This window comes from Paenibacillus kribbensis, from assembly GCF_001705305.1.
GTDB lineage: Bacteria > Bacillota > Bacilli > Paenibacillales > Paenibacillaceae > Paenibacillus > Paenibacillus kribbensis_B.
Window position 1 is genome coordinate 211803 of record NZ_MCBP01000011.1, and the last position, 12858, is coordinate 224660.

At 44.6% G+C, this 12858-nt stretch carries 15 protein-coding genes and 2 pseudogenes; 13 read left to right on the top strand and 4 right to left on the bottom strand.

What is annotated here, in order from left to right:
* Positions 1-14 precede the first annotated feature (14 nt).
* Genes iolC through fba form a run of 4 tightly spaced genes read left to right on the top strand, consistent with a single transcriptional unit; the run spans position 15 to position 4759 of the window.
* Positions 15-1004 carry a 5-dehydro-2-deoxygluconokinase gene (iolC, locus tag BAZ21_RS19635; protein WP_068504307.1) on the top strand — a complete coding sequence of 330 codons (990 nt, stop codon included), beginning with the start codon at positions 15-17 and terminating at the stop codon, positions 1002-1004.
* A 37-nt stretch (positions 1005-1041) separates the two neighbouring features.
* Positions 1042-2955 carry a 3D-(3,5/4)-trihydroxycyclohexane-1,2-dione acylhydrolase (decyclizing) gene (gene iolD / locus BAZ21_RS19640; RefSeq protein WP_068504309.1) on the top strand — a complete coding sequence of 638 codons (1914 nt, stop codon included), beginning with the start codon at positions 1042-1044 and terminating at the stop codon, positions 2953-2955.
* A 34-nt stretch (positions 2956-2989) separates the two neighbouring features.
* Positions 2990-3856, top strand: coding sequence for a sugar phosphate isomerase/epimerase family protein (locus tag BAZ21_RS19645; protein WP_068504311.1), 867 nt, complete (start codon positions 2990-2992; stop codon positions 3854-3856).
* 30 nt (positions 3857-3886) lie between these two features.
* On the top strand, positions 3887-4759 hold the full coding sequence (gene fba, locus BAZ21_RS19650) for a class II fructose-1,6-bisphosphate aldolase (protein ID WP_068504314.1): 873 nt from the start codon (positions 3887-3889) through the stop codon (positions 4757-4759).
* Between the two features lie 73 nt (positions 4760-4832).
* Here the strand turns inward: fba and BAZ21_RS19655 are convergent, their stop codons facing one another.
* Entirely contained in the window at positions 4833-5585 is a 753-nt protein-coding gene (locus BAZ21_RS19655) for a DeoR/GlpR family DNA-binding transcription regulator (RefSeq protein ID WP_068504316.1), read from the bottom strand.
* A 120-nt stretch (positions 5586-5705) separates the two neighbouring features.
* Between BAZ21_RS19655 and BAZ21_RS19660 the strand changes: the two genes are divergently transcribed.
* Together BAZ21_RS19660 and BAZ21_RS29820 are read left to right on the top strand one after the other, a co-directional pair.
* Complete coding sequence (locus BAZ21_RS19660) at positions 5706-5963, top strand: hypothetical protein (RefSeq protein WP_176718178.1); 258 nt, start codon at positions 5706-5708, stop codon at positions 5961-5963.
* 14 nt (positions 5964-5977) lie between these two features.
* Positions 5978-6135: pseudogene (locus tag BAZ21_RS29820) on the top strand (thioredoxin); the annotation flags it as partial.
* Positions 6136-6200: 65 nt separating this feature from the next.
* On the opposite strand, the gene BAZ21_RS19665 reads toward BAZ21_RS29820, so the two are convergent.
* Positions 6201-6614, bottom strand: a complete 414-nt coding sequence (locus BAZ21_RS19665; RefSeq protein WP_068504318.1) for a MerR family transcriptional regulator — start codon at positions 6612-6614, stop codon at positions 6201-6203.
* Between the two features lie 151 nt (positions 6615-6765).
* Here BAZ21_RS19665 and BAZ21_RS19670 point away from each other — a divergent pair, with 151 nt between their 5' ends.
* Together BAZ21_RS19670 and BAZ21_RS19675 are read left to right on the top strand one after the other, a co-directional pair.
* Positions 6766-7746, top strand: coding sequence for an aldo/keto reductase (locus BAZ21_RS19670; RefSeq protein ID WP_068504320.1), 981 nt, complete (start codon positions 6766-6768; stop codon positions 7744-7746).
* An 87-nt stretch (positions 7747-7833) separates the two neighbouring features.
* Complete coding sequence (locus BAZ21_RS19675; RefSeq protein ID WP_068504322.1) at positions 7834-8685, top strand: aldo/keto reductase; 852 nt, start codon at positions 7834-7836, stop codon at positions 8683-8685.
* Between the two features lie 129 nt (positions 8686-8814).
* Here BAZ21_RS19675 and BAZ21_RS19680 read toward each other — a convergent pair whose 3' ends face one another.
* Positions 8815-9210, bottom strand: a complete 396-nt coding sequence (locus tag BAZ21_RS19680) for a cupin domain-containing protein (protein ID WP_068504324.1) — start codon at positions 9208-9210, stop codon at positions 8815-8817.
* 20 nt (positions 9211-9230) lie between these two features.
* Entirely contained in the window at positions 9231-9551 is a 321-nt protein-coding gene (locus BAZ21_RS19685; protein ID WP_068504326.1) for a carboxymuconolactone decarboxylase family protein, read from the bottom strand.
* 186 nt (positions 9552-9737) lie between these two features.
* On the opposite strand from BAZ21_RS19685, the gene BAZ21_RS19690 reads away from it, so the two are divergent.
* The 5 genes and pseudogenes from BAZ21_RS19690 to BAZ21_RS19705 all read left to right on the top strand — a co-directional run.
* The gene (locus BAZ21_RS19690) at positions 9738-10943 is read left to right on the top strand and encodes an MFS transporter (RefSeq protein ID WP_068504328.1); all 1206 of its coding nucleotides are present in this window, start codon (positions 9738-9740) and stop codon (positions 10941-10943) included.
* The gene (locus BAZ21_RS28080; protein WP_256021976.1) at positions 10940-11071 is read left to right on the top strand and encodes a hypothetical protein; all 132 of its coding nucleotides are present in this window, start codon (positions 10940-10942) and stop codon (positions 11069-11071) included. The genes BAZ21_RS19690 and BAZ21_RS28080 overlap by 4 nt, the downstream gene beginning before the upstream one ends.
* Before the next feature lie 44 nt (positions 11072-11115).
* Positions 11116-11520: a MerR family transcriptional regulator gene (locus BAZ21_RS19695; protein WP_068504330.1), complete on the top strand. Its 405-nt coding sequence runs from the start codon at positions 11116-11118 to the stop codon at positions 11518-11520.
* Between the two features lie 361 nt (positions 11521-11881).
* Complete coding sequence (locus BAZ21_RS19700) at positions 11882-12091, top strand: hypothetical protein (protein ID WP_068504332.1); 210 nt, start codon at positions 11882-11884, stop codon at positions 12089-12091.
* Positions 12092-12308: 217 nt separating this feature from the next.
* Positions 12309-12858, top strand: a pseudogene (locus BAZ21_RS19705) (NTTRR-F1 domain); the annotation flags it as partial.

Genomic DNA, 12858 nt, shown 5'->3' on the forward strand with positions numbered 1-12858 from the left:
AGGAGTGGAAGAGTATGAGCAATGGAGCAAACAGTGCAAAAAAGTTCGATTTGATTGCGATTGGAAGGGCTTGTATTGATCTAAATGCCGCCGAATACAATCGGCCGATGGAAGAAACGATGACATTCGTCAAGTATGTTGGAGGTTCCCCTGCAAATATTGCAATCGGGGGAGCACGGTTGGGACTGAAAGCAGGGTTTATCGGCAAAATCGCTGATGACCAGCATGGGCGTTTTATCCAGAAATATATGAGTGATGCCGGAATCGACACTTCCCAGCTTGTTGTAGATCAGGAAGGTCACAAGACAGGACTTGCCTTCACGGAAATCAAAAGTCCCGAAGAGTGCAGCATTCTGATGTACCGCGACGATGTGGCTGACTTGTACCTACGTACAGATGAAGTGGAGGAGGAATACATCCAACAGGCAGGCATGCTGCTTGTCTCGGGCACGGCTCTTGCACAAAGCCCTTCCCGCGAGGCGGTTCTCAAAGCGGTTCAACTGGCTAAACGCAACGGTGTAAAAATTGTATTCGAACTGGATTATCGTCCGTATACGTGGAAAAACAAAGAAGAAACGGCAGTATATTATTCGATAGTAGCGGAGCAGGCAGATATTGTCATCGGGACCCGAGACGAATATGACGTGATGGAGAACAGCGAAGGCGGCTCCAATGATAATACCATCAGCTACCTGTTCGGACATCGTCCGGAAATTATCGTTATTAAGCATGGTGTTGAAGGGTCCTATGCATATACCAAATCCGGCGAGGTATTCCGGGCGCAGGCGTACAAAACGAAAGTGCTCAAAACGTTCGGCGCCGGCGACTCGTATGCCTCAGCATTTCTGTATGCTCTGATTACCGGCAAGGATATTGGGACTGCGTTGAAATACGGCAGCGCCTCCGCTTCCATTGTAGTCAGCAAGCACAGCTCATCGGAAGCTATGCCGACGGTGGAAGAGATTGAGGAATTAATTTCCAATCAGCCTGTCATCCATTCCTGATATCGTGATAACACTTCAATAAAGGTGGAGTTGTACAATGGGCAACAAAATCAGAATGACCACAGCGCAAGCACTGATCAAGTTTCTTAACCAGCAGTATATTCATATCGACGGTCGTGAGACGCCGTTCGTTGAAGGGATCTTCACGATTTTCGGCCACGGCAACGTGCTTGGGATCGGTCAGGCGCTGGAACAGGATGCCGGCCATCTGAAAGTGTTTCAAGGCAAGAACGAGCAGGGCATGGCTCATGCCGCAATCGCGTATGCCAAAGAAAATTTGCGGCAAAAAATTTATGCGGTGTCCACGTCGTCCGGCCCGGGGTCTGCCAATCTGGTAACAGCGGCCGGAACGGCGCTCGCAAATAACCTGCCTGTGCTTTTCCTGCCCGCGGATACTTTTGCAACTAGACAGCCTGACCCGGTATTACAGCAGATTGAACAGGAGTACAGCATGGCTGTCACAACCAATGATGCGCTTCAGCCGGTGTCCCGCTATTGGGATCGCGTGACGCGCCCGGAGCAGTTAATGAGCACCTTGATTCGCGGCTTCGAAGTCCTGACCGATCCCGTCAAGAGCGGACCTGTCACCATCTGCATTTCCCAGGATGTTGAAGGGGAAGCGTTTGACTTCGATGAGGCCTTCTTTCACAAGCGCGTTCACTATGTAGACCGGCTGCAGCCGAGCGAACGGGAGCTGGAAGCGGCAGAACGTCTGATTCGCAGCAGCCGTAAGCCTCTGATTCTGGTCGGCGGGGGCGTGAAATATTCGGAAGCGCGGGATGAGGTTATCGCTTTCTCGAAGAAGTACGATATTCCGCTGGTGGAGACGCAAGCCGGTAAATCGGCTGTCGAAAGTACCTTTGAGAACAATCTGGGCGGTATGGGGATTACAGGAACGCTGGCAGCGAACAAAGCCGCTCGTTTAGCGGATCTGGTCATCGGTATCGGGACCCGATATACTGACTTCGCCACTTCCTCGAAGACGGCGTTCGACTTTGACCGTACGAAGTTTCTAAACATTAACGTTAGCCGGATGCAAGCTTACAAGTTGGACGGTCTGCAAGTGGTGGCCGATGCTAAATCTGCGTTAAGCAAGCTGTACGACCGTCTGGATGGATACACCAGCGAATTCGGCACGATTATTCCGGAACTGCAAAAAGAATGGGATGAAGAGCGTTCGCGTCTCGCTAAGGTTGAATTCAAACGCTCGGGCTTTGTGCCAGAAGTCAAGCAGCACTTTACCCAGGAGACGATGAACGAATATGCAGATGCCCTTGAATCGGATATGGCACAGACGACTGCATTGATTGCTGTCAACGACACCATTGACAAGGACAGCATTATCGTATCTTCCGCCGGTTCACTACCGGGAGATTTGCAGCGTCTCTGGAAATCCGAAGTGAGCAACACGTACCATTTGGAGTATGGATATTCCTGTATGGGGTACGAAATATCAGGCGCTTTGGGCATCAAGCTTGCGAACCCGGACCGCGAGGTTTACTCCATCGTCGGCGACGGCAGTTTCCTGATGCTGCACTCCGAGTTGATTACAGCGATTCAGTATCATCAAAAAATCAACGTTCTGCTGTTCGACAACTCGGGCTTCGGATGTATTAACAACTTACAGATGGATCACGGCTCTGGCAGCTATTACTGCGAGTTCAGAACACAGGACAACCAGATTATGAACATTGATTACGCCAAAGTCGCAGAAGCATACGGAGCGAAAGTGTATCGCGCCAACACCGTTGAAGAAGTGAAGGCGGCGCTGGAGGATGCGAAGAAGCAGAAGAACTCCACTCTGATCGAAATGAAAGTGCTGCCTAAGACGATGACGGACGGCTATAACAGTTGGTGGCATGTCGGTGTGGCTGAAGTATCGGACAGAGAGGGCATCCAGCGTGCGTATCAACGTAAGGTGGATATGTTGAAAAAATCGAAACAGTATTAATATCCCGACCATATAGGCAAGAGGAGGAACAAGCATGAAGCTGGCATATGATCCGACACATTTTAGAGATTCGCTATCTATGGAGGAAATGATTTTCAAGGTAGCAGATATGGGCTATGAATACATCGAGCTATCTCCACGTGAAGATTTCTGTCCATTTTACAAGTATCCTAAAGTTGATAAAACCAAGATCAAGCAGGTCAAAAAATGGATGAGCGAAGCGGGTGTGAAATTTTCTTCCCTGCTGCCTCTCTACCACTGGGCAGGTCCGGATGAAGAAAGGAGACAGGCGGCTGTCCGTAACTGGAAGCGTGCCATTGAAGTCGCAGTGGAACTCGATATTGATCTGATGAACAGTGAATTCAGCGGTTCCAAGTATGAACCGTTCGTTTGCGAAGAGAAGTTCGTCAAGTCGATGGATGAACTGATCCCGGTATTCGAGAAGGAGGGAATTCGCCTAAATCTGCAAGCGCATCCGTATGATTTTATCGAGACGAATACCGGAGCGATTAATATGATCCGTGCACTTGACCGTTCTTGGATCAAGCTAGTATACTCCGTCGCCCATACATTCTTCTATGATGATGGGGTAGGTGATATCGCCAAAATGCTGGACGAAGCGGGTGATCTGCTCGATCATGTGCTGTTTGCCGATACCTTTAATCATAAAGCGGCTTATGGACTGCGTTACATCGTCAATCCGCCTGATGCCCAAGTAACGGTTCACCAGCACTTGAACATCGGTGAAGGCGATATTGATTTTGACACCTTGTTTCGTAAGCTGCGCGAGATGAAGTTCGACGGTATTGCCACGAATGCAGTGTTCGCTTACAGCGACAAGCCGGAAGAATCAAGTGCAATCATGTTGAAAAAAATGAAAGAAGGACTGGGCCTCAGTTAGAAGAGTGACTGGAAAGGAGATGATGAGCGCGTGCCCTTGGTTTCCATGAAGGAAATGCTACAGCAAGCAAAACAGGAACATTATGGTGTTGGCCAGTTTAATATTAACGGCTTATCTTGGGTTCACGCCATACTTGATGCGGCCCAGGAGGAAGAAGCGCCTGTCATTGTGGCGGCTTCAGACCGTCTGATTGACTTTCTGGGTGGTTACCGGACTGTTACGGCTATGGTAAGTACGCTTGTTGAAGAAAAGAACATTAAAGTCCCTGTAGCTCTGCACCTGGATCACGGCAAGACGGTTGACAATTGCCTGCGTGCGATTGATGCGGGCTTCACCTCTGTCATGTTCGATGGCTCCCATGGCCCGATTGAGGACAATATCCGGGATACGAGAAAGGTCACAGCATATGCAACTGCTTCCGGTGTATCCGTAGAAGCGGAAGTCGGTACGGTAGGCGGTATGGAAGATGGCCTGATCGGCGGTATTCAGTATGCAGATCTGAATGAGTGCATACGGATCGTAGAAGAAACAGGTATTGATGCACTGGCAGCGGCACTGGGTTCCGTACACGGCAAATATGCTGGAGAACCGAAGCTCGGCTTTGACGAGATGGATGCCATCTCGCGAGCGGTTGGCATTCCGCTAGTTTTGCACGGTGCTTCGGGGATACCGAAGCATCAACTCGACCGGGCGATCAAGCTAGGTCATGCTAAAGTGAATATCAACACCGAATGTGTGACGGCCTGGTCACTTCAGTTGCGTAACACGCTAGCGGTGGATTTGGAAACGACCGAACCGAGAAAAATATTAACTCCGGCGAGAGACGCGATTCGGGAAACGGTGCGTGCCAAAATTCGTGAATTTGGCTCAAGTCGTAAGGCAGTCAGTTTAAAAAATAAATAATAGCATTCTATACAAAAGCAGCATGTTCTTCACTGTAACCAGGACGGAACGTGCTGCTTTTTTGGCTTCGAGCTTATGGCGTCACGATTTTGATACCATGTTCTGATGCATATTGCTGGTAGCTTACGTTTGGTATACTGTTGGTGATCAAATAGTCAATATCGCTAAGAGAACAGTACGTAGTGAGGGCATATTTGTCAAATTTGCTGTCATCAATCATTAAATACACGTTCAGGCTTTTTTCCACAACTGTACTTTTAAGGTCGGTCTCTAGCGGAGATGAATTAGTTACTCCATTCGTAATCGAAATGCCCGTTGAAGCGACAAAAGCTTTGTTAATGTTATATTTTTTTAGCAGCTCAATACTTTGGAAGCCAACAAAGGAATTCGTTTTACGCTCAAGCATGCCGCCCGTAGAGAAGATAGATAGGGAAGGGAAGGGCTTAGCTTCATGAATAAAATCAAAATTGTTCGTTACAATCGTAAGCTGCCTGTGCTGAATGTAAGGTAGAAGCTCCAAGGTCGTCGTCCCCGAATCAACAAAAATAACATCCCCGTCCTCCACGAACTGGGAAGCCAGCCTGCCAATCTCCTGCTTCTTGGTAAAATTCTGATCACGTCGTTCGTTGAAGACAACAAGGGTAGAATGATTGACAGAAACCCCACCATATACTTTTTTTATGATCCCGGAATCGACAAGAGACTGAATATCTCTACGGATTGTATTCTTGGATACTCCAAAATGCTCTACCAGTTCTTCCAATGATACCGATTCATGCTCAAAAACGTATTCCTTAATCTGATTAATTCGTTTCGATTTGATCATTTGTTGATTCTCCTAATGACATTTTTAGTTAAAGTTCTGATCACAATGGTTAAATTCATTGTAAGCGACGTGAAATGAAAAATCCACATAAATGAACAGATCTCAACTTCCGGATTCTTCATGGATACAGAGGGTACTGTCTCCAAAGGAGACCAACTGAGCATTACACACCATCCACATGTTGTTTTGGCTTCGGATGCTTCAAAAGAAGATGTTGTTACAACTCAAGCCTTGATTTTGCAAGCTGAAAAAGATGGTCATATTGGTCAACTGCTCATAAAAGCGGGGGTGCTAATAGGTACAGAAGGCAAGGTATCAATCGGTTCTGGAGAGGATACAACCAGCACTTATATTGAAAAACATGGATTGGAATGGTAAACTCTATCACCTTTACTGTGAGTGAGGAACAGAACATTCTCGACATTCCAGCTTTGTCGCTTACACCGATGGCGGTGAGCTTGTCCGTTTTGTGAACAAGTTGCGCAAGTCGAGGGAAGAGATTGAACAGTTCCTACAGCGTGCAGTTGAGGTACATAACACCCGTTCATAAGCATTTTGGAGCGCCATTCCTCTGAAAAGGGAATGGCGCTTGTATTTTGTCTTTTTTCCCAAGAACTATACGCCAAAGTTATCTTTCTCCCAAACAGCAGGGTTGGTATCATCCGGGATCACTTGATTGATGATATCAAGATAATGCTTTTCTTTTTCAATTATGAATTCGGCTCTTAACTTCGCTTCCTCTAATTGAGCTAAAGCCGCCTCCTTTTGTTTGCGAATAATTTCATAGCGCTCATGAATCCTGGACTCTCCTTCCAGACACAATTCTACATAGGTCTTGATTTCTTCTACAGACATCCCGCATTTTTTTAAATTTTTCGCCCCAATCAGCCAATTGATTGATTCATCGGTAAAAACACGATTATTGTTTTTGTCACGCTTAAGGTTGGGAACTAAGCCCTTATCTGTATAAAAGCGTATCGTATGTTCGGTTATATTAAGTCGTTTGGCTACATCTTTCACTGAATACATGTAAAGTCCTCCTGATAAGAATTTTAAAGAACTTGGATTAAAGGCATTGACTTCGAGTTACACGAAGGTGATAGGCTATGACTTGGAAACAGCATACTACACTCATTCAATCATTGAGAACACCATTTTATTGTAAAGCGAGGTCAATCCAATGGAATTTGTGAAGCTTGGAAATACCGGTTTGGATGTATCACGGCTGTGTCTCGGCTGTATGGGCTTTGGCGATGCGGAACATTGGATTCATCAATGGGTACTTGATGAAGAGAGCAGTCGTTCGATCATTAAAAAAGCACTTGAGCTTGGCATCAATTTTTTTGACACGGCTAATGTATATTCTCTTGGAGTAAGCGAGGAGATTCTGGGACGTGCGCTTAAGGATTATGCCAGCCGGGATGAGATTGTAATTGCAACCAAAGTTCATGGACGTATGCATCAAGGACCCAATGGCGCCGGCAATTCTCGCAAGGCAATCATGAGCGAAATCGATAAAAGCCTGAAACGGCTAGGTACCGATTATGTAGACCTATATCAAATCCACCGTTGGGATTACAATACGCCTATTGAGGAAACGATGGAAGCCTTGCACGATGTAGTGAAGGCAGGAAAGGCCAGATACATTGGGGCATCCGCTATGTATGCATGGCAATTTCAGAAGGCTTTGCATGTTGCCGAGAAAAATGGATGGACCCGGTTTGTATCCATGCAGAATCACTTGAATCTCATGTACCGTGAAGAGGAGAGGGAAATGCTTCCATTGTGCAGGGAAGAAAAAATCGGTGTCATTCCATATAGCCCGCTTGCATCAGGAAGATTGACGCGTGACCCGGAGGAAACAACCTTTCGATCTGAAACCGATCAAATACAAAAATCGAAATATGATGCAACAGCAAATGCCGATCGACGGATTGTGGAGAGGGTTGCGAAAATTGCAGAAAAACACGGTGTTCCCCGCGTTCAAATCGCACTTGCCTGGTTGCTGCAAAAAGAACCAGTAACTGCTCCAATTATCGGTGCTACAAAAATGTCTCATCTCGAAGAGGCTGTGGCTGCACTTGCTGTGAAATTAACACCGGAAGAAGTCACATTCCTGGAAGAGCCGTATGTGCCGCACTCTATTGTTGGTTTTAATTAACTGACATAGGGTAATTACTGTTTCGAAATAATAAAATGTAAATACCTGATAGAAATTATGACAAACTACTCTATGTGGAGGATTTATATGCAAAAAGTAATTCTGAACAATGGTGTTGAAATGCCTATCATCGGTTTTGGAGTTTATCAGATTAAAGATGCGAATGAATGTGAACAAAGCGTTTATGACGCTCTCATGGCAGGCTATCGTCTAATCGACACCGCTGCCGCTTATCAAAATGAAGAATCAGTTGGCAGAGCTATCAAGCGGAGCGGCGTACCGAGAGAAGAATTGTTTATTACTACAAAACTCTGGATCCAGGATGCGGGCTATGAGAGTGCAAAGAAGGCATTTTCAAAGTCACTGGAAAAATTGCAATTGGATTATTTGGATCTGTATCTGATTCACCAGCCATTTGGTGATGTGTATGGTTCCTGGCGTGCGATGGAGGAGCTGTATCATGAAGGAAAAATCAGAGCGATCGGTGTGAGCAACTTCCAGATGGACCGTCTCGTTGATTTGATTCTTCATAACGAAGTCACTCCGGCTGTTAACCAGGTCGAAACGCATCCTTTCTGCCAGCAAATTGAAGGCGCCAAACTTATGAAGGAATACAATGTACAGATTGAGTCTTGGGGACCTTTTGCAGAAGGCAGAAATAATATGTTCCATAATGAAGTTTTGGTATCATTGGCTGAAAAGTATAAGAAATCCGTGGCTCAGGTGATTTTACGCTGGTTGACACAAAGAGAAGTTGTCGTAATTCCAAAGTCCGTCCATAAAGAAAGAATTATCGAAAATTTCAATATTTTTGACTTTGATTTAAGCCAAGAGGATATGGAGACGATTGCTGCGTTAGATATGAAACAAAGTAGCTTCTTCTCACACAATGATCCGGAAATCGTAAAAACGCTCGGTACGATCCGATTTGAGATTTAATGCTATAACATTCAATCAAAACATTTGAGCAGGAATAATGGCCTGTTTCTTTAAAGGGAGATCACTGAAAAAGTCCATGTTTTCGTTGTTTTATTCCAACAGAACATGGACTTTTAGGTTTTTCCGCTTTTATAATTTATTATACATTTCATCATTGACAGGCTCTAACCAATCGGTTTCACCTGGGGTGAGGGCTAAGTGTACAAACCAACTGTTTTTTGTTGCCCCATGCCAGTGCTTTACATTCGGTGAAATATTCACCACATCCCCGGTTTTAAGCAGTTGAGCTGGTTTTCCTTCTTCCTGGTACCAGCCCTCACCACCTGTAACCAATAAAACTTGCCCAACTTTATGAGAGTGCCAGTTATTATGGGCTCCTGGGGCAAAGGTTACATTCCCGATGGCTGTATTCAGTGGCGTTGGATCAGTAAACACCATGTGTAAGTAAGCATCTCCGATAAAGTTTCCTTCTACTTTATTTCCCAAAGGGAAGATGGTGCTGTTGCTTAATTCTTCATATGCCATATGTTTGTTCCTGCTTTCTTTTAGTTTTTATAGATTTCTTTTGCAATGTTAAATGCCGACCAAGCTTTGGGCCATCCTGCATAGAACGAAAGATGCGTAATCATTTCCGCAATTTCATCTTTTGTTATGCCGTTGGCCTTCGCCTTTTGCAGATGTGGAGTTAGCTGTTCAAAATTGCCACCGGCGATCAATGCAGAAACGGTAATCATGCTGCGATCTCGAGGAGAGAGTTCGACCTCCCTGGACCAAACTTCACCGAATAACACATCGTCGTTTAATTCAGCAAATTTGGGCGCAAAATCTCCTAACAAGTCTCGTCCTGCTGTTTGTTTTTCTGCCATTTTAGTTCCCTCCATTCAATCTTTTATTTTGTTCAGGACTCAGTATAGTCCTTAAAGTCGGCTTTAATGCAAGTAATAAAAGCGTCGAAATTAGTCTTGCAAGTTAGGAATTAATTTTCGCTTGACTTAAAGTTAACTTTAAGCTTTAGAGTTGATACATAGACGAAAGGAGGATGCATATTCTCTATGACTTGGGAAAAATTAAAGACAGGCTCACTGTTATCTGTTGCGCTGTTAATTTCCTCCGGTCCAGCTATTGCCGCCAATATTCCGGCCATCGCGAGTAAATTTCCTGCCATAAATCCAACCCATATTGGCCTGCTTACAACCATTCCTTCATTATTTGTCGTACTTGCGGTTTTAATAGGGAATCGGCTGGAAAGCTGGATTGGAAAGAAAAACACCATATTGATTGGTATTGGACTGGTATTCATTGCAGGCATATTTCCAGTACTGAAGCATGATAGCTTTTCGCTATTGTTTCTTTCTCGGTGTATTTTTGGTTTAGGGATCGGTCTGTTCAATCGCTTAATTATCCAAATGATCAGTGATTCCTACCCAAATGATTCAGATAAACAAGCTACCATCATTGGATTGGAAAGTTCCTTTGAAGGTTTAGGCGGCATCTGTTTGACACTATTAGTGGGGCAGCTGCTGAAGATCAACTGGTATACATCTTTTCTTGTTTATGCCATAGCCCTTCCTATTTTTGTAGCCTTCTTTTTATTCGTTCCGAATGACAGGAGCCGAATTGAAGATAAAAAAAATGAACAGGAAGACACGATGTCAGACGGGTCTAGCGAAAGAAGAGCCTATCAGTTGATGAATGGTTTTGGTTTGTTGCTTTTTATCATTGTCACCATTTTTATCAATTACAATATTGAGATTACCCCACTGATCTTGGAAAAAAATATCGGTAACGCAACCATTGGCAGCAATATGATTGCCTTTATTGGTGCAGGTGCTTTTATTGCAGGTTTTTCATTTGGGAAACTTTTTAAAGTATTAAAGGGATATATACTGCCTGTTTCACTTCTCCTGCTTGGCCTTTTTATGTATGTGGCGACGATTTCACATAGCATCTTGCTCACTACTTTTTGTTCAATGGTTATCGGTTTTTCTTTTCGGTGTATCATGCCCTATCTGCTTCATTCATTTACACAACAAACCGCAAAAATGGCTAGATTCGGGACTACTGTGGTTTTGATTGCTTACAACATAGGGGCAACACTTTCCCCATATGAAAGTTTACTGTTTTCATATGTATTAAAGACAAATTCGGTACAAACGTTAATTTTAGCAAACTCAATTTTGATTTTATTGATTTCTATAGTTGGTTTTGGAGTTGTTTGGAGTAGAGAGAGCAGAAAAAGTCCAAAGAAATTAGCATGAACGCAAAAATAGAAGGTATGGGATTAAAACCAAGCGACATTGCCGATGCCGTGGCCTATGCAATTAATACACCTGATACGGTAGCAGTTAGTGAAATTCTGATTCGTTCGACAAAACAGGTGATCTAATCATTGCTAAATAATCAGAAATACATAGAAAGAGGTGAAGTTACATGTCGTACTCCATTGGAGAATTTGCACAAATGGTCGGTGTATCAACGAGTATGCTTCGTTATTATGAAACAGAGGGATTACTTGCACCTCACCGAAATGAACATAATATACGCGAATATTCTGATTATGACGTCGGCTGGTTTCAATTTTTGCTTCATTTGAAAAATACCGGTATGTCGTTAGCAGAGCTAAAACAATATACCGACTGGCGTTCCCAGGGTGATGATACCATTCCTGAACGGCTGGACTTACTTGAACAGCGTAAGCATCTTTTGGAACTGGAGATTCAAGCATTACAGCAAAACATGGATGTTTTAAATCGTAAGATTGTATTCTACAAAGATCAGTTAAAGGGAAACAAGTACGCATTTGTTCTTTATCCAAAAGAGAAAGCAGAATCCTAAAATAAAGATTCGATGCTATAAAAAAATTATGGTCAGACAACAGTTCTGCCGTCAAAATAAAATAAAGTTAAAATCTGTGTGTGAGTAACGGTTATAGTTGAGACAGAATGAGGGGCCTTGATTCGTCAGAAACATTGATGAATCAAGGTTTTTCTACTTTATGTAGTAATTGACACCGCATAGGCATTTTGTACATTCCGGATAGTAGTTAGACTTAAAAAGAAAATTTTTAGAACCAAATTAGGCTAAATGCCGTGGAGATAGTAGCCTCCCCACCATAATCTATTGTGATACATGTGAATTCAGGGACGGTGTACGTTTTAGGGAAAACGAAAATTCGTCACGATAGGGGGAAAGATCGATGACTATCCAACGGAGTTCCAACCTTTTGTTAAATAATGCTAGTCGGCGTTTAAAAAAGGTACAGCGCTTTTTGGTAAAAGGAAAATATAAACGAGCAAAAAAGAATATTATCCGCTCAGTTGCCATACTCAGTCGTGTGCTCGTGAGATTAAACAATTTCAGAGAAGCCAAACATAGAAAAAATAGAGGAAGATCTAAAAATGAATAATCATAAACGATCAAGATATAGGAGTGTAAGAAAAGTAAAAACAACAATGAAGGCATTGCGAGCAGCTAAGAAATTTATAAAACAGAGAAGAATAAATTCAGCCAGAATGGGAGTTGCAGAATCCCTTCTTTATCTTAATCAAGCACTAAATTGCATCGATAAACTTGATGTTACAAGACGAAGGGATCGAACCAGGAAAACCAGAGTAACTGAAGTTATGGATGCAACCGGGATAAAAGATCGTTCAACGGGCTATACCGATGCGGCTGGGACGATAAGGCCAATTGGGCTTATAGGGGTTACTGAAGTTACAGAAGCTATTGGTGATCCGATCGGCGCCACGGGAGCCACCGACCCGCCGGGAGTTACTGGTGCAACTGACCCAACAGGTGCCACGGGAGCCACCGACCCGCCGGGAGTTACTGGTGCAATTGGCCCAACAGGTGCCACGGGAGCCATCGGCTCGCCGGGAGTTACTGGTGCAACTGGCCCGTCGGGAGCTACAGGCGATACCGGTCCGACCGGAGCCACGGGAACGACCGGCTCGCCAGGAGTAGCCGGAGCAACTGGCCCAACGGGGTCCACAGGCGATATCGGTCCTACCGGAGCCATGGGATCGACCGGCTCACCGGGAGCAGCTGGAGCACCTGGCACAACGGGAGCTACAGGTGATACTGGCTCGACCGGAGCCACGGGAACGACCGGCTCGCCGGGAGCAGCTGGAGCACCTGGCACAACGGGAGCTACAGGTGATACTGGCTCGACCG